Raw genomic sequence first — 16,561 nt, 5'->3', positions numbered from 1 at the left:
GGCGGGGCGGGTTATCCACAACCCGCCCCGCCGCCCTGCCCTCTCCCAGAGGGAGCGGGAAACGCGCGGAGCCGGGTGTCTGGCGCAGCTACCGGCGCCGGCCACTCCCCCCCCAGGTTCCGAACGGTTCCCTCTCCCTCTGGGAGAGGTTAGGGTGAATGCACAGTCACCCGCGATCCGCGCGCTGGACGCGTCGCGCATCCCACCCGGAATCCGACTCATGAAGATCGTCACCCGTGACCGCTGGTTCGAGGTCCGTCACTGCTACGACGGCGTCAGCCTGATCCACGAGCCTTACGTCCGCCCTTTCTATCGCTGCAACATGTGGCACATCCAGGGACGCGAGCGCGACGTGCTGGTGGACAGTGGCTCCGGCCTGGTCAGCCTGCGCGAACAACTGCCCTGGCTCACCGACCGCCCGCTGCTGGCCGTGGCCAGCCACACCCACTTCGACCACATCGCCGGCCACCACGAGTTCGACGAGCGCCTGGTGCACCCGGCCGAAGCGGACATCCTGGCCAGCCCCGACGGCGAACGCACCCTGGCCACCGCCTTCGTCGACGACGAGATGTTCGACGCGCACCCGGACTGCCCGCTGTGCTACGCCGAATACCGCGTCAAGGCCGCACCGGCGACCCGCACCATCGATGAAGGCGACGTGCTCGACCTTGGTGACCGTACCCTGCAGGTGCTGCACACCCCCGGGCACTCGCCGGGCGGCATCAGCCTATGGGAAGAGAAAACGCAGACGCTGTTCTCCGGCGACATCATCTACGACGGCCCGCTCATCGAGGACGCCTACCACTCCAACCTCGACGACTACGCCGCGAGCCTGGCGCGCCTGCGCGAGCTGCCGGTGCGTACCGTGCATGGCGGGCACTTCGACAGCTTCTCCGGGGAGCGGCTGAAGGTGATGATCGACGACTGGTTCAACGCCCACGAATAACGGGCCATCCGAGAAGAGCCAAAACAAAAAACCCGCCAGCTGGCGGGTTTTCCTTTTGCGATGGGCGGGGCGCGATCAGTAGCGCCGGCGCTGCTCCATCAGGCGACGTTGCTCGTCGCGGCGGACAGGGATGGGTTGCAGACGTGGAGGCTCGATCAGGCCGAGCGCGACACCGAGTTTCCACGCAATGCTTTGCAGCCAGACTTTCATGGAATGCCTCCTTGTACGAATTCAGGTCGGGCGGCCCGTTACCACCATGGGCCGCCCTAGGAAGAATAGCCCGGCGTCCCACTCTCCGCCCGTGCCACTCACTCCTTGCAACAAAGACTATCGTCTTCCCCCGCCGCAGCGCCTGACCTGAATCAAGAGCACGACATTTCCCAACTCAGCGGCGAAGCATCCGGCGAATCCATTGCTCGCTGCTTACCAGCGTGATGCCCGCCAGTACCAGCACAGCGCCCGCGATGAAATTCAGGGTCAGCGGCTCGCCAAGAATCAGCACGCCGAAAGCGATGCCGAACATCGGCGTCATGAAGGAAAACACCGCCAGGTTCGACGCCAGGTAGCGGCGCAGCAGCCAGAACCAGGTGAAGTAGCTGAAGAACGAAACCACCAGCCCCTGGAACAGCACACTACCCACGCCGATGGCGGTGAAGCTGACGTCATGGGTCTTGCCCAGCGCCAGTGCGGCGAAGGGCAGCAGCAGTGCGGCTATCAGCAACTGGTAGAACAGCGTCAGGATCGGTTTGGCCTCGGACAGCCGCGTGGTGCGCACCGCCACCGTGGTCATGCCCCAGGCGAACCCGGCAAGTACGCCGAAGGCATCGCCCAGCAGCATGCGGCTGTCCAGGTTGGCGAAGTCGAAGCCACCGCCGAAGCACATCGCGATGCCGCCGAAGCACACGCCGATCCCCAGCCACTGCAGCGGCCGCAGACGCTCGCTGGGCAGCAGGAAATGCAGCGCCAGCGCCGAGAAGATCGGCGCCGTGTAGATGAACACCGCCATGTGCGAGGCCGACGTATAGACCAGCCCCTGGGCGATGAAGAAGAACTCGGCGGCGAACAGCACCCCGGCCAGCAGCCCACCCTTGAGCGTGCCCTGGCGCAGGAAGCCGTCCCAGCCGCCGCGCCAGCACATGATCAGGCCCACCGCCACGGCAGCCACCAGGTTGCGCCCGAAGGCCTGCATGATCGGCGCGATGTCCGGCGCGGCCAGTTTCACCATCACTGCCTGGATACCCCAGATCACGCACAGGCCAGTCATGACCTGGATGGCGAAGGCGTCGGCGCCCTTGCGTTCGACGATATTGGCTTGGGAGTTCATGGCAAGGCTCGGCAGCAAGAGGCACGGCAATTGAAGAAAAGCGGGAAGCCAAAAGGACGATCGGCGGACTTCCTCGAAGAAAGTCCGCCGATCATGCCAGTTCGCGCCAGCCGGCCGCCAACGGAAATCCGCTGTTCAGGAAGCTGAAGACGACATTATTTCCCGGATTTCACCTGGGTCCAGGTGCGGGTGCGGATGCGCTCCAGTTTCGGCGGCAGCATTTCCACCGAGAACAGCTTGGCCTGCACGTCCGCCGGCGGGTAGACGTTGGGGTTGTCGTGCAGCTCCCTGGAGATCAGTCCGTCCGCCGCCTGGTTGGGGTTGGCGTAGGCCACGTAGTCGGAGATCGGCGCGACCACTTCCGGGCGCAGCAGGTAGTTGAGGAAGGCATGGGCCTGCTCGACGTTCTTCGAATCCTTCGGAATCGCCAGCACGTCGAACCAGGCGGCGGCGCCTTCCTTGGGAATGCGGTACTCGATGTGGATGCCGTTGCCGGCTTCCTTGGCGCGATTGGCCGCCTGCATCGCGCCGCCGGACCAGGCCAGGGCCACGCAGACGTCGCCGTTGGCGAGGTCAGTGACGAACTTCGAGGAACTGAAGTAGGTGATGTTCGGGCGCAGCTTCGCCAGCAGTGCCTCGGCCTTCTTGTAGTCGTCCGGGTTGTGGCTGTTGGGCGACAGGCCCAGGTAATGCAGGACCTGCGGGATCACCTCGGTGGGCGAGTCGAGGAAGGCCACGCCACAGGATTTCAGCTTGGCGAGGTTTTCCGGCTTGAACACCAGGTCCCAGGAGTCCAGCGGTGCGTTGTCGCCGAGCACGGCCTTGACCTTGTCGACGTTGTAGGCGATGCCGTTGGTGCCCCACATGTAGGGCATCACGTACTGGTTGCCCGGGTCCTTGCTCTCCAGCACCTTGAGCAGTGCGGGATTGAGGTTCTTCCAGTTCGGCAGCTTGCTCTTGTCCAGCGGCTGGAACACGCCGGCCTTGAGGTAGTTGGGGAGGAAGCTGTCGCTGGGCACGACCACGTCATAGCCCGAGTGCCCGGAAAGCAGCTTGGCTTCCAGCACTTCGTTGCTGTCGTAGACGTCATATTGCGGCTTGATGCCGGTCTCGCCCTGGAAGCCTTTGAGGGTGTCCGGGCCGATGTAGTCGAACCAGTTGTAGATGCGCACTTCCGGCGCAGCGCTGGCGGCGCTGGCCGTGACGAGGGTGGCGGCGGCGAGCAGGCCGCGCAGCGCGGTATTCTTGTTCATGTCCTTCCCCAGCTGGATGCGCTCGCGCAAAAGGTTGCGAGCAATGAAAAGCAAACGGGCGGATTCTCATCCGCCCGATTCGTCTTATCAGCGTGCAGCGCCTTCGTAGCCCTGCAGCACGTTCACCGCGTTGACGCCGATGGCCTCCACCGCGTAACCGCCTTCCATGATGAACAGGGTCGGAATACCCAGTGCGGCGATTCGCTCGCCCATCTTCAGGTAGTCCGGGCTGTCCAGCTTGAACTCGGAAATCGGGTCGTCCTTATACGTATCCACGCCCAGCGATACAACCACCGCGTCAGGCGCGTAGTCCGCGATCTTCCGGCAAGCGTCTTCCAGCGCGGCGAACCAGCCGTCCCAGCCGGTGCCATGGGGCAGCGGGTAGTTGTGGTTGTAGCCCTCGCCGGCGCCTTCGCCGTGCTCGTTGGCGTGACCGAGGAAGTACGGGTACTCCACCAGCGGGTCGCCGTGGATCGAGGCGAACAGCACGTCGTTGCGGCGGTAGAAGATGTCCTGGGTGCCGTTGCCGTGGTGGTAGTCCACGTCGAGGATGGCCACGCGCTTGGCGCCCTGGTCGAGGAACGCCTGGCTGACGATGGCGGCGTTGTTCAGGAAGCAGTAGCCGCCCATGAAGTCGCTGCCGGCGTGGTGGCCCGGCGGACGGCACAGGGCGAAGGCGGTGCTGGCGCCCTGGCGCATGTGGTCCTGGGCGGTCAGCGCGACCTGGGCCGAGCTGTACACGGCCTGCCAGGTGCCGGCGGTGATCGGTGCCTCGGTGTCGAAGCTGTAGTGGCCCACTTCGCCCATCAGCGCAGTCGGGATCGGACCGTCGCGCAGCAGGCGGCGCCCCGGGAAGGTGGTGGAGACCAGGTCGCCGGTGTGGCCTTCGGCCGCCCAGCGGGCCCAGGCGCCCTTGAGGAATTCGACGTAGCGGGTGTTGTGCGCGCGCAGGATCGGCTCCATGCCGAAGTCCTTGGGCTCGATGATTTCGCCCAGGTTCTGCGACTTCACGCGGGCCAGCACGGTGTCCGCGCGGCTGGGCATCTCGAAGCAGGGCTGGAGTTTGCCGTCGACCAGTTCGGACTGGCCGAAATGCAGGCGGTGATCATCGCTGTACACGGTAAGCATGGGAGTACCCTCTGAAGGATTCTTGTTGTCCGGTGACGGAATTCTGCCCAGCGACCGTCTCGCGCAGAACAGCGGAAGCGGCCAAAAGGGGATCGATGTGGCCAGAATTTATGACCCTTAACCATCTGCATGCGTTGATTATCCGCTTGGGCCCGGCAAAGACCCACCGCAGCGGCGCTATGCTCAGGGAATTGTCCGGGGGCTGAACCGGTCGAACATCATCAAGCGTTTTGACCACAGGATGGGGGAAGATGCGGGAAACCTTCGTACGCGCCTGCAGCCGTGCGCTGCTGATGCTGACCTTGTTGCTGGCGGGCGTTGGCGCCGTGCTGGCAGACGAGCCGACCGATGTCCAGGCCGGCGATTCCATCCAGCTGCCGGAGCTGCCCGAGGATGCTGGCGTCGAGCAGTTGGGCGCTCGCCTCGAACTGATCCGCCAGCGCGTCTCCGCCGACAGCGACGATGGCCTGCTGTCGAACCTGCGGCAGTCCGCTCTGGCCGTTCAGGCCCGCGCGGAGCAGAACGCCACCGATATCGGCACCGCGCTGTCGCGCACCGAAGACCAGCTCAAGGTGCTCGGCCCGGTCACGCCCAACGAGGCCGAAAGCCTGACCCGGCAGCGCAACGACCTGACGGATGCCCAGAAGGACCTGCAGAAACAGCTGGAGCGCGCCAACCAGCTGGACAAGAACGCCCAGGACCTCGCCGCGCAGATCGTCAACCTGCGCCGCAGCCAGTTCAACTCGCAGATCGCCACGCGCTACCCGCCGCCGCTGAGCCCCAGCTTCTGGTCGAACCTGATCCGCCCCACCGACGACGACCTGACGCGCCTGCAATCCATGCGCGCGCAGATCGGCGACGCCTTCGCCACGGTCTGGCGGCCCGAGCACCGCTCGCCCTTCATCGCCAGCCTGCTCGTCGCCCTGCTGTTGTGGATTCCCGGCCGGCGCCTGCTGGAGCAGTTGCTGACCAAGGCGATGATCCGCTGGATTCCGGTGGGCCGCCTGCGCCGCAGCGCCCTGGCGGTGGCGGTCGGCCTGGCCACCATCCTCACCCTCGGTGGCGGCGCCACGGTGATCCACGAAGGCATGAACTGGCACGGCCAGCTCAGCGGCAACATGGACAACCTCGGCAACCAGATGCTCTCGCTGGTGATCTTCTGCACCTTCACCGCCGGCCTGGGCCGCGCCCTGCTGGCCGTGCAGAGGCCGTCCTGGCGACTGCCCGACCTGCCCGACGCAGTGGCCACCGCCCTTTCGCCCTTCCCCTGGCTGATGGCCTGGATGCTGCTGGTGCTGGGCACGCTGGATCGCATCAACAGCTCCAGCGGCGCCAGCCTCGCGTTGACCGTGGCGGTCAACGGCCTCACCGCCCTGGCGACGGCCCTGCTCTACGGCATCGCGCTGTATCGCTATCGCGTTGCGCGCCGCGAAGCCGAAGGCCACGAAACCTCGCCGCTGGCCGGCATCCTGGTGTTCGCAATGCTGGTCACGGTGCTGCTGATCGTGCTGGCACTGGCCACCGGCTATCTGTCACTGGCGTACTTTTTTGCAGGCAAGCTGCTCTGGGCCAGCGTGGTGTGCGCCACCGGCTACCTGCTGACGAGCCTGTTCGTCGACCTTTGCGAAGTGCTGCTGTCGCCGCGCCAGCCGATCGGCGAGCGGCTGGCGGAAAACCTCGGCGTCGATCCGCGCCACCAGGCGCAATTCGCCACCCTGCTGACCGGCGCGGGGCGCACGTTGCTGGTGCTGTCCACTCTGCTGATCGCCTTCTCCACCTCCGGCACCAGCCCCGGCGAACTGCTCCAGGGCCTGGTGCAACTGGTGGAAAGCGGCCAGTCGCTGGGGCGCCTGAACATCGTCCCGCAGGACATCCTGCTGGCCCTCGGCACTCTGGCCGCCGGCCTGTTCGGCCTGCGCCTGCTCAAGCGCTGGCTGGCCGACGAGCTGCTGCCGGAAACGCGCATGGACGCAGGCATGCGCGCCTCGCTGGTGACACTGGTGGGCTACATCGGCATGGTCATCCTGGTGTTGCTGGTGCTCTCGGCGCTGCGCATCAACCTCACCAGCCTGACCTGGGTGGTCAGCGCCCTGTCGGTGGGTATCGGTTTCGGCCTGCAGGCCATCGTGCAGAACTTCATCTCCGGCCTGATCCTGCTCACCGAGCGCCCGGTGAAGGTCGGCGACTGGGTCAGCCTGACCGGTGGCGTGGAGGGCGACATCCGGCGAATCAACGTGCGCGCCACGGAAATCCAGATGTCCGACCAGTCCACGGTGATCGTGCCGAATTCCCAGTTCATCTCGCAGAACGTGCGCAACGTGACCATGGGCAGCGCGCTGGGCGTGGTCGGCATCAACCTCACCCTGCCGCTGGATACCGACGTGCAGAAGGTCCGCGAACTGATGCTCAAGGCCTACAGCGAACACGAGAACATCGTCGAGACGCCGGCCCCTTCGGTGACTTTCAAGGACCTGAGCGCCACCGGCCTGACCCTGGCTGCTTCGGGCAACGTCAGCAGCCCGCGAGCGGTGTACTCGACCAAGAGCGACCTGCTCTTCACCATTTTCAGCGGCCTGCGCGAGGCCGGCATCAGCCTGAGCACACCGCAGAACCTGATCCTGCAGCGGCCGCAACTGGCGCGCCCGGAGCCTGCCGACGAAGCGGCAACACCGCAAGTCGGCGACGATACCGGGCCGAATCCGCCGCCGTAGAATGAAGGGGTTACGCCGGCGGGGCAGCCGCCTCGCCGGCCTTTGCGCAACAGTCCCGCGCGGGAGCCGTCGTTGCGCCTGCAGCGTCCCGTGCCCGCCGTTGGCCGGCGCCCGTCGCGGCATCCGGCACCGCCGCCTGCCGCCTTCCTTCCTCGGTTGCCGCCGGGCCTCCCCGCGGCTACGCACGGGAGATCGCGCGATGGACGAAGCCAGACTCAACGAATTCATGGGCAAGCTGGTCACCGACATGGGTGGCGCGGCGATGCTCGCCAACATCATCCTGGGCGAGGAACTGGGCCTCTACAAAGCCATGGCCGACGGCCAGTGGCTGAGCCCGGCACAACTGGCCGAACGCAGCGGCTGCAATGCCCGCCTGCTGCGCGAATGGCTCAGCGCCCATGCCGCCTCCGGCTACATGGAGCACCAGGACGGCAACTTCCGCCTGCCCGAGGAACAGGCCATGGCGCTGGCCATCGAGGACTCGCCGGTGTACGTCGCCGGTGGTGCCTCCGTGGTTGCGGCGCTCTACCACGACAAGGACAAGCTGGTCGCCGCCATGCGCGGGGACGGCGGCCTGGCCTGGGGCGATCACCACCCCTGCATGTTCTCCGGCACCGAGAAGTTCTTCCGTCCCGGCTATCGCGCGCACCTTGTTGCAGAGTGGCTGCCGGCCCTGGACGAAGTGGTCGGCAAGCTCGAAGGCGGCGCGCGGGTGGCCGACGTCGGTTGCGGCCACGGCGCCTCCACCATCGTCATGGCGCAGTCCTTCCCGGCGTCGACTTTCGTCGGCTTCGACTACCACCAGCCTTCCATCGACGTGGCCAACCAGCGCGCCGGGCAGGCCGAAGTCGCCGAACGCACCAGTTTCCAGCGCGCCAGCGCCAAGGATTACCCCGGCAACGACTACGACCTGATCTGCTTCTTCGACTGCCTGCACGACATGGGTGACCCGGTGGGCGCCGCGCAGCACGCACGCCAGGCGCTGAAGGCGGACGGCACGGTGCTGCTGGTGGAACCCTTCGCCAATGACCACCTGGATGACAACCAGAACCCGGTCGGCCGGCTGTTCTACGCCGCCTCGACCTTCATCTGCACGCCCAATTCGCTGTCCCAGGAAGTCGGGCTGGGGCTGGGTGCTCAGGCCGGCGAAGCACGCCTGCGCAAGGTGTTCGAGGAAGCCGGTTTCAGCCGCTTCCGCCGCGCGGCGCAAACGCCGTTCAACCTGATCCTCGAAGCCCGCCCGTAACGCCTCCCCGATCGGCTACAGCGCCCGGAATACGGGCGCTGTAGCACGGAAACAATTCGTCATTTTGCCGTCATCAATCCGTTATGTGGCCCGTTGAAACTCGCAGGCTTTCAACCCAGGGAAGCCCCCAAGATGTTCAATAAAAAGACTGCCAACAAAGCTGCATCTCTCGCCCTGCTCGTCGCCGCCCTCGCCGGCTGCGCCGCTCAGGCTCCGGTCGCCAGCAAGGAAGCCACCCCCAACAACGACGACTGGTACCTGGTCCGCACCGACGAGACCCTCTACCTGTTCGATGACGCCACCGTCTACCGGGACTACATCGTGACCGGCAAGACCACCTACACCAAGGAAGTCGGCGAGAAGGACAAGTTCGGCCAGAACGTCGTGCTGGTCGTGCGTGCCGAAGACAAGGACAAGGACGCGAAGAAGATCGCCTCCTACCAGTTCTACAAGCAGAGCCTGCCGCCAGCGGCCGGCTTCTACGGCGAAATTCGCCAGGAAGGCGTGATCTACGTGGCCCAGCGCTACGGCGACATGGTCGACATGAACGGCCTGGGTGAACCGATCTTCCGCCACACCGAAATCGCCAGCGGCCCCAACGGCGAGCGTGTGGTCTACCTGATGCAGAAGGAAGAGAAGAAGCCGGTCAGCCTGATCGCCCGCTTCCAGAAGATCTACGGCATCACTCCCGCCAAGGGCTGATGACGCGAAAGCGCGCGCTCCGGGGAGGGAGTGCGCGCTTTCTTCATTCCGGCGCCGCAACGGCGCGGGAGCGTGCTAGCTGGCGGGCTCCAGCTGCACAGTGGGAATCGTGTTGGGCGCTTCTATGCCCCAGTCACCGAACTGGTACCAGTCATCGCCGAGCATCTCGGCCGGGTGCATGGTGCGATCCGCGCCGTTGCCGCAGGCCAGGTTGGTCGCCGGGCAATAGCGGTCGCAGCCCCAGCAGATGCGCTCGGGATGCGGCGGATTGAGGGGAAATTTCTTGGCCATGGTCAGGCCCTCGGGTTTCCTTGTGGGATTCCTGAAGGCTATGCCTGTCAGACCGAGCTGATCCTTGATCTGCGACAATTTCGCGCGGAATTCATGCGCATCTTTACGCACGGAAGTGGCTAGGCGGCTGGCCGCTCCAGCGCTGGAAGGCGTGGCGCAGGCTGGCGGTCTCGCTGAAGCCCAGCTCCTCGGCGATGCGGTAGATCGGCATGTCGCCGTCCTGCAGCAGTTCCTTGGCGCGGGCGAAACGCAGTTCGTCGAGCAATTGCTGGTAGCTGGTCTGCTGCTGTTGCAGGTGCCGGCGCAGGCTGCGCGAGGAGCAGTTCAGGCGGCGCGCCAGCTCTTCCAGGCCCGGCGGTTCCTGCAGGCGTTCGCCGAGGATCGCGCGGACCTTGTCGAGCCAGGCGCGGCGCGCGGCCAGGTCGATGTTCTGCCGGCGGCACTGTTCGAGCATCTCGCGGTGGGTCACTGCGTCGGCCAGCGGCAGGCGCATGTTCAGCCAGCTTGCCGGGAAGCCGATGGCGCTGCGCGCGCAATCGAATTCCAGCTGGCAGCCGAACAGCGTGGCGTAGGCCGCGCGGCGATCGGCCGGGCCGGCGTAATCGAATTCAGCGCGCACCAGCGGCAACGGCTGGCCGAGCAGGTCGGCGCAGGCCACCTTCAGCGAGCCCAGGCACAGCTCGGTGTTGAACGGGCGCAGCTCTTCTTCTTCGCCGTAGCCGGTGGCGACCAACCAGGCCATGTCGCCGTCCACTTCCAGCGCGAGGTGGAAGTAGGTGCCCAGCAGCACCGGGTAGCTCAGGCCGATGCGCAATGCTTCGCCCAGGGTCGGCGCGGAGATCAGCGCATACCCCAGCAGACCGTAGGCGGTGATCCGCGTGCGCACGCCCAGGCGCAGGCCAAGGGCCGGCTCGCCAGCGAGGCTCTGCACATTGCCGAAGACCTGCTGCTCCTGCCAGGGGCTGACCAGCCGGCGCAGGTCGAGCAGGTCGTCGCCGGTGATGCCGCTGCCCTCGAGGATGGACTCGCGGCTGTGCCCCTCGGACTCCATCAGCGCGACGGTCAGCGAGGTCATGTGCAGGGAGTTGAGCCAGGTGGAGCGGGAGAAGGTCAGAGGATTCATTCGATGCCCATCGTAGACGCTACGGCGCGCCAGCGGATGTTACCGTGGCCGGCGCAGGTCAGGGTGAGGCAAGTTGCGTGCCGGCCACCCAGCGTGGCCGTATCGATCCCCACGGGGCGGGGTTTCGACGCCGGGCGGGACAATTCCCGCCCGACTGCAGGGTTACCTTTGCGGACACCGGGACGGTGCGGGTGCACCGTCCCGGCGCTCAAACGTGGAGGAACTCAACCGCGCGAGAGGAAGCGCATGCCCTCTTCCAGACCGCTCAGGGTCAGCGGGAACATCTGCTCCTTCACCAGCTCGCGCACCAGACCGGTGGAGGAGGTGTAGTTCCAGGTGTCCTTCGGGTACGGGTTGATCCAGATGAGCTTCTTGTATTTCTCCATGAAGCGCTGCATCCACACGTAGCCGGCTTCCTCGTTCCAGTGCTCGACGCTGCCGCCGGCCTGGGTGATCTCATAGGGCGCCATGGCGGCGTCGCCGACGAACACCACCTTGTAGTCCGGCCCGTATTTATGCAGCAGGTCGAAGGTGGCGGTGCGTTCGCTGGAGCGGCGCAGGTTGTTCTTCCACACCGATTCGTAGATGAAGTTGTGGAAGTAGAAGTACTCCAGGTGCTTGAACTCGGTCTTGCAGGCCGAGAACAGCTCCTCGCAGACCTTCACGTGGGCATCCATGGAGCCGCCGATATCCAGCAGCAGCAGGAGCTTCACGGTATTGCGGCGCTCGGGACGCATCTGGATGTTGAGCAGCCCGGCATCCTTGGCGGTGTGGTCGATGGTGCCGTCGATATCCAGCTCTTCCGCCGCGCCCTCACGGGCGAACTTGCGCAGGCGGCGCAGGGCGATCTTGATGTTGCGCGTGCCCAGCTCGACCTGGTCGTCGAGGTTCTTGTACTCGCGCTGGTCCCACACCTTGGCGGCCTTGCCCTGGCGCTTGCCGGCGTCGCCGACGCGGATGCCCTCGGGGTTGAAGCCGCCGGAACCGAACGGGCTGGTGCCGCCGGTGCCGATCCACTTGTTGCCGCCGGCATGGCGTTCCTTCTGCTCTTCGAGGCGCTTCTTGAACTCCTCGATGAGCTTGTCCAGGCCGCCCAGGGACTGGATCTGCGCGCGCTCCTCGTCGGTGAGCAGGCGCTCGAACTCCTTGCGCAGCCACTCTTCGGGGATCAGCGCCTTGAGGTGGTCGTCGAGCTTTTCCAGGCCCTTGAAGTAGGCGCCGAAGGCTCGGTCGAACTTATCGAAATGGCGCTCGTCCTTCACCATGATGGTGCGGGCGAGGTAGTAGAACTCGTCCATGTCGGCGAACACGACGCGGTGCTTGAGCGCATCGATCAGGTCGAGCAGCTCGCGTACCGACACCGGCACCTTGGCCGCGCGCATTTCGTTGAACAGGTTGAGCAGCATGGATATGCCCTCACAGAAAATCGGACAGTCCCCTCGCCCATTGGGAGAGGGTCAGGGTGAGGGGGAAACACGGCGCGGTGGCCATGCCCTCACCCCTGCCCTCTCCCAGAGGGAGAGGGGGAAAAGCCAGAACATCAGCGACTGGCGCGACGGCTCATGAACGCCAGGCGTTCCAGCAGCTGCACATCCTGCTCGTTCTTCACCAGGGCGCCAGCCAGCGGCGGGATGGCCTTGGTGGGATCGCGCTCGCGCAGCACGGCTTCGCCGATGTTGTCGGCCATCAGCAGCTTCAGCCAGTCCACCAGTTCGGAGGTGGAGGGCTTCTTCTTCAGGCCTGGCACCTTGCGCACGTCGAAGAAGATGTCCAGCGCCTCGCTGACCAGCGTGCCGCTGATCTTCGGGTAGTGCACATCGACGATCTTCTGCAGGGTCTCGCGGTCGGGGAAGGCTATGTAGTGGAAGAAGCAGCGGCGCAGGAAGGCGTCCGGCAGTTCCTTCTCGTTGTTCGAGGTGATGATGATGATCGGGCGCTGTTTCGCCTTGATCGTCTCGTTGGTCTCGTAAACGTAGAACTCCATCTTGTCGAGTTCCTGCAACAGGTCGTTGGGGAACTCGATGTCGGCCTTGTCGATCTCGTCGATCAGCAGGATCACGCGCTCTTCGGCCTCGAAGGCCTCCCAGAGCTTGCCCTTCTTGATGTAGTTGCGCACGTCGTGGACCTTGTCCACGCCCAACTGCGAGTCGCGCAGGCGGCTGACCGCGTCGTACTCGTAGAGCCCCTGGTGGGCCTTGGTGGTGGACTTGATGTGCCAGGTGATCAGCTTGGCGCCGAAGGACTCCGCCAGCTGTTCGGCGAGCATGGTCTTGCCGGTGCCCGGCTCGCCTTTCACCAGCAGCGGGCGCTGCAGGGTGATGGCGGCGTTGACCGCCAGCTTGAGGTCGTCGGTGGCGACGTAGGACTGGGTGCCTTCGAACTTCATCGGTGAATCCTCGAACGATGCGGGCCGGGCGCTCTGCCGGGCCGGGCGAATGGTCGGACAAGCTGCGACTATACCGCGCAGCCAAGGCGAGTGTGAACGCAGACGCGGCATTCAGTCATTGAATGGCGGGTCAGGGGATGACTGATCGCAAATGGCCTGTCGATGACAAGTTTACTTTACATCGAAGAAATCCCGATGTTAAGTTTGCTTTACATCACAAGGAGACCTCGATGAATCCCGCCCTGCGCCGCTACACCCTGTCCTGCGCCGCCCTCATGTTCATTTACTCCGCCCTGGTCGCACTGATCAGCTGGGGGCTGGACCTGCAGAAGCTGCCTTATGCCCTGCGCGTCCTGGCCGCCGCTTCTCCGGCGCTGCCACTGCTGGCGATGCTCTATGTATTCGACCGCTACCTGCGCAGCGAGCCGGACGAATTCCTGCGTTTCCTGCTGTCCCGCGCCGCCATGCTGGCCGGCGGCGTGGTGGTCGGGCTGTTCAGCGCCTGGGGCTTCCTGGAGCAGTACGCCGCCTGGCCGCGTTTCCCGGTGATCCTCGCCTTCCCGTTGTTCTGGGCCGCCTACGGCGTGGCCGTGGTGCTGCTGCGCCGGCGCTTCGCCTGACCGATCCGAGAAAGGAGCAACCATGCACAATCGCCTCAAGGCACTGCGCGCCGAACGCGGCTGGAGCCAGCAGGACCTGGCCCTGCAACTGCAGGTTTCGCGGCAGAGCGTGATCGCCATCGAGAGTGGCAAGTTCGACCCCAGCCTGCCGCTGGCCTTTCGTATAGCCCGGGTCTTCGGCCTACCCATCGAGGCCATCTTCAGCGACGCGCAGCCCGAGTGAGGCGGGTCCGCCGACTGGACTACGAAGCCCGCCGGGCATAGGCTGCTGGGTCTGCACAGCTCCGAACCTAAGGAACGCATCATGAGCCGCATTTTCGCCGACAACGCGCAGTCCATCGGCAACACGCCGCTGGTCCAGATCAACCGCATCGCCCCGCGCGGCGTCACCATCCTGGCCAAGATCGAAGGGCGCAACCCGGGCTACTCGGTGAAGTGCCGGATCGGCGCCAACATGATCTGGGATGCCGAGTCCGGCGGCCGCCTGAAGTCGGGCATGACCATCGTCGAGCCGACCTCCGGCAACACCGGCATCGGCCTCGCCTTCGTCGCCGCCGCCCGTGGCTACAAGCTGATCCTCACCATGCCCTCCTCCATGAGCCTGGAACGCCGCAAGGTGCTCAAGGCCCTGGGCGCCGAGATCGTCCTGACCGAGCCGGCCAAGGGCATGAAGGGCGCGATCGCCAAGGCCGAGGAAATCCTCGCCAGCGACCCGGCGAAGTACTTCATGCCGGCGCAGTTCGACAACCCGGCCAACCCGGCGATCCACGAAAAGACCACCGGCCCGGAAATCTGGAACGACACCGATGGCGCGGTCGACGTGCTGGTGGCCGGCGTCGGCACCGGCGGCACCCTCACCGGTGTGTCGCGCTTCATCAAGAACACCAAGGGCAAGCCGATCCTCTCGGTGGCTGTCGAGCCGGTCACCTCGCCGGTGATCAGCCAGGCCCTGGCCGGCGAAGAGATCAAGCCCAGCCCGCACAAGATCCAGGGCATCGGCGCCGGCTTCGTGCCGAAGAACCTCGACCTGTCGCTGGTCGACCGCGTCGCCACCATCGCCGACGAAGACGCCAAGAACATGGCCCTGCGCCTGATGCAGGAAGAAGGCATCCTCTGCGGCATCTCCAGTGGCGCCGCCATGGCCGCCGCGGTGAAGCTCGCCGAAGAGCCGAACATGCAGGGCAAGACCATTGTCGTGGTGCTGCCGGACTCGGGCGAGCGCTACCTCTCCACCATGCTCTTCGACGGCCTGTTCGAGGACCAGGAACTGGTCCAGTAAGCTCTATTCCGCCCCTCTGCGGGGCGGATTCCTACCTGCCGTTCCGAATCGGTGCGGCTCGGGTCACATGCGCTGTCTGCGGACCCGCAGGCAGCCATGGCCCCTCGCCATGTTCCGGCAAAATGGTTAATTCTTGCGCAGCCCGCGACGAAGCGTCGCCCATCTTTCGCGGATGGCCCGGGCTTTCCGCACCGTTGTCAGGAACACAAGAATGAAAATTTCCGCCCCGTTGCTCTCCACCCTTGCACTCTCCCTCTCCGTTGCCGCCGGCGCCGCCCAGGCCGATAACGTGAAGATCTACAACTGGTCCGACTACATCGCCCCGGACACCGTGCCGACCTTCACCAAGGAAACCGGCATCCAGGCGACCTACGACGTCTACGACAGCAACGAGACCCTCGATGGCAAGCTGATGACCGGCAAATCCGGTTACGACATCGTGGTGCCGTCGAACCACTTCATGGCCAAGCAGATCCAGGCCGGCGCGCTGAAGAAGCTGGACAAGAGCCAGCTGCCGAACTGGAAGAACCTCAACCCGGTGCTGATGAAGGCACTGGAAGTGAACGATCCGGGCAACGAGCACGGCTTCCCCTACCTGTGGGGCACCACCGGCATCGGCTACAACCCGGCCAAGATCAAGGAAGTGCTGGGCGACAACGCGCCGATCGACTCCTGGGACATCTTCTTCAAGCCCGAGTACATGGAGAAGCTGGCCAAGTGCGGCGTAGCGGTGCTGGACAACGGCCCGGAGCTGCTGCCGATCACCCTGAACTACCTGGGCCTGCCGCATCACAGCCAGAAACTGGATGACTACAAGAAGGCCGAGGAAGCGCTGCTCAAGGTGCGTCCGTACATCCGCTACTTCCACTCCTCCAAGTACGTCAGCGACCTGGCCAACGGCGAGATCTGCGTAGCCGTCGGCTTCTCCGGCGACATCCTGCAGGCCGCCACCCGCGCCAAGGAAGCCAAGAACGGCGTGGAAATCCAGTACTCCACGCCGAAGGAAGGCTCGCCGCTGTGGTTCGACATGGTCGCCATGCCCAACGACGCGCCGGATGAGAAGGCCGCCTACGCCTTCATGAACTACCTGCTGCGCCCCGAAGTAATGGCTGGCGTGAGCAACTACGTGCACTACGCCAACGGCAACCTGGCTGCCGACCCGCTGGTGGACAAGGCGATCAAGGCAGACCCTGCGATCTACCCGCCGCAGGACAAGATGGCCAAGCTGTTCGCCCTCGAATCCATGCCGATGAAGATCGACCGCGTGCGTACCCGCACCTGGAACACCATCAAGACCGGCAAGTAAGCGTCACCCTTGCCTGACAACGCGCGGCCCCGGCCGCGCGTTGTCGTTTTCGTCGCGCAAGTCGCGCTTTGCCGCGCAACTCGCACAGGGCTCGCCAGCGGCGATCCGGGCCGCTATAGTCAGCCCACGCAGCACAGATGCTGCCCCACTGAACAGGTTCGCCTTCCATGTCCCGATACCCATTGCCCGATCCGGCAATCACCGTTGCAGCCTCCCCGGCCTGCGGCGTGGGTGCGGGCGCGGCCT

At 65.2% G+C, this 16,561-nt stretch carries 16 protein-coding genes; 8 read left to right on the top strand and 8 right to left on the bottom strand.

The annotated features are described in order from the left end of the window. Positions 1-220: 220 nt before the first annotated feature. Positions 221-946 (top strand): MBL fold metallo-hydrolase, encoded by a 726-nt coding sequence (locus IB273_RS12055; protein WP_151187897.1) that lies wholly within the window; start codon positions 221-223, stop codon positions 944-946. 75 nt (positions 947-1,021) lie between these two features. Here IB273_RS12055 and IB273_RS31615 read toward each other — a convergent pair whose 3' ends face one another. From IB273_RS31615 to IB273_RS12040, 4 genes are all read right to left on the bottom strand, one after another. Then, positions 1,022-1,156, bottom strand: a complete 135-nt coding sequence (locus IB273_RS31615) for a PA1414 family protein (RefSeq protein ID WP_263866012.1) — start codon at positions 1,154-1,156, stop codon at positions 1,022-1,024. Between the two features lie 175 nt (positions 1,157-1,331). After that, on the bottom strand, positions 1,332-2,270 hold the full coding sequence (locus IB273_RS12050; RefSeq protein ID WP_081520331.1) for a DMT family transporter: 939 nt from the start codon (positions 2,268-2,270) through the stop codon (positions 1,332-1,334). Between the two features lie 155 nt (positions 2,271-2,425). Then, positions 2,426-3,523, bottom strand: coding sequence for an extracellular solute-binding protein (locus IB273_RS12045; protein ID WP_081520354.1), 1,098 nt, complete (start codon positions 3,521-3,523; stop codon positions 2,426-2,428). Between the two features lie 87 nt (positions 3,524-3,610). Next, positions 3,611-4,651 carry a histone deacetylase family protein gene (locus tag IB273_RS12040; protein ID WP_081520330.1) on the bottom strand — a complete coding sequence of 347 codons (1,041 nt, stop codon included), beginning with the start codon at positions 4,649-4,651 and terminating at the stop codon, positions 3,611-3,613. Between the two features lie 251 nt (positions 4,652-4,902). On the opposite strand from IB273_RS12040, the gene IB273_RS12035 reads away from it, so the two are divergent. The 3 genes from IB273_RS12035 to IB273_RS12025 all read left to right on the top strand — a co-directional run bounded on the left by IB273_RS12035 (position 4,903) and on the right by IB273_RS12025 (position 9,310). Next, positions 4,903-7,362, top strand: a complete 2,460-nt coding sequence (locus IB273_RS12035; RefSeq protein WP_192224153.1) for a DUF3772 domain-containing protein — start codon at positions 4,903-4,905, stop codon at positions 7,360-7,362. Between the two features lie 199 nt (positions 7,363-7,561). Beyond that, positions 7,562-8,608 carry a class I SAM-dependent methyltransferase gene (locus tag IB273_RS12030; RefSeq protein ID WP_081520328.1) on the top strand — a complete coding sequence of 349 codons (1,047 nt, stop codon included), beginning with the start codon at positions 7,562-7,564 and terminating at the stop codon, positions 8,606-8,608. A gap of 132 nt (positions 8,609-8,740) precedes the next feature. Then, positions 8,741-9,310, top strand: coding sequence for a hypothetical protein (locus tag IB273_RS12025; RefSeq protein ID WP_192224152.1), 570 nt, complete (start codon positions 8,741-8,743; stop codon positions 9,308-9,310). Between the two features lie 75 nt (positions 9,311-9,385). Here IB273_RS12025 and IB273_RS12020 read toward each other — a convergent pair whose 3' ends face one another. From IB273_RS12020 to IB273_RS12005, 4 genes are all read right to left on the bottom strand, one after another. Then, a complete protein-coding gene (locus IB273_RS12020; RefSeq protein ID WP_081520326.1) occupies positions 9,386-9,601 on the bottom strand; it encodes a DUF3079 domain-containing protein in 216 nt (71 codons plus the stop codon). Between the two features lie 103 nt (positions 9,602-9,704). Then, complete coding sequence (locus IB273_RS12015; RefSeq protein WP_151187901.1) at positions 9,705-10,724, bottom strand: AraC family transcriptional regulator; 1,020 nt, start codon at positions 10,722-10,724, stop codon at positions 9,705-9,707. Positions 10,725-10,948: 224 nt separating this feature from the next. After that, a complete protein-coding gene (locus IB273_RS12010; protein ID WP_192224151.1) occupies positions 10,949-12,130 on the bottom strand; it encodes a vWA domain-containing protein in 1,182 nt (393 codons plus the stop codon). A gap of 134 nt (positions 12,131-12,264) precedes the next feature. Beyond that, complete coding sequence (locus IB273_RS12005) at positions 12,265-13,110, bottom strand: AAA family ATPase (RefSeq protein WP_151187902.1); 846 nt, start codon at positions 13,108-13,110, stop codon at positions 12,265-12,267. Between the two features lie 230 nt (positions 13,111-13,340). Here IB273_RS12005 and IB273_RS12000 point away from each other — a divergent pair, with 230 nt between their 5' ends. The 4 genes from IB273_RS12000 (at position 13,341) to IB273_RS11985 (ending at position 16,315) form a co-directional block, all read left to right on the top strand. After that, positions 13,341-13,730 carry a hypothetical protein gene (locus IB273_RS12000; RefSeq protein WP_081520322.1) on the top strand — a complete coding sequence of 130 codons (390 nt, stop codon included), beginning with the start codon at positions 13,341-13,343 and terminating at the stop codon, positions 13,728-13,730. 22 nt (positions 13,731-13,752) lie between these two features. Further along, complete coding sequence (locus IB273_RS11995) at positions 13,753-13,953, top strand: helix-turn-helix transcriptional regulator (RefSeq protein WP_081520321.1); 201 nt, start codon at positions 13,753-13,755, stop codon at positions 13,951-13,953. An 81-nt stretch (positions 13,954-14,034) separates the two neighbouring features. Continuing rightward, on the top strand, positions 14,035-15,009 hold the full coding sequence (cysK, locus tag IB273_RS11990; RefSeq protein ID WP_081520320.1) for a cysteine synthase A: 975 nt from the start codon (positions 14,035-14,037) through the stop codon (positions 15,007-15,009). A 211-nt stretch (positions 15,010-15,220) separates the two neighbouring features. Beyond that, positions 15,221-16,315, top strand: a complete 1,095-nt coding sequence (locus tag IB273_RS11985; RefSeq protein WP_081520319.1) for a polyamine ABC transporter substrate-binding protein — start codon at positions 15,221-15,223, stop codon at positions 16,313-16,315. Positions 16,316-16,561 lie beyond the last annotated feature (246 nt).

Source organism: Pseudomonas sp. PDM19 (genome assembly GCF_014852215.1).
Classification (GTDB): domain Bacteria; phylum Pseudomonadota; class Gammaproteobacteria; order Pseudomonadales; family Pseudomonadaceae; genus Pseudomonas.
This window is presented reverse-complemented; position numbering and strand designations above follow the sequence as displayed.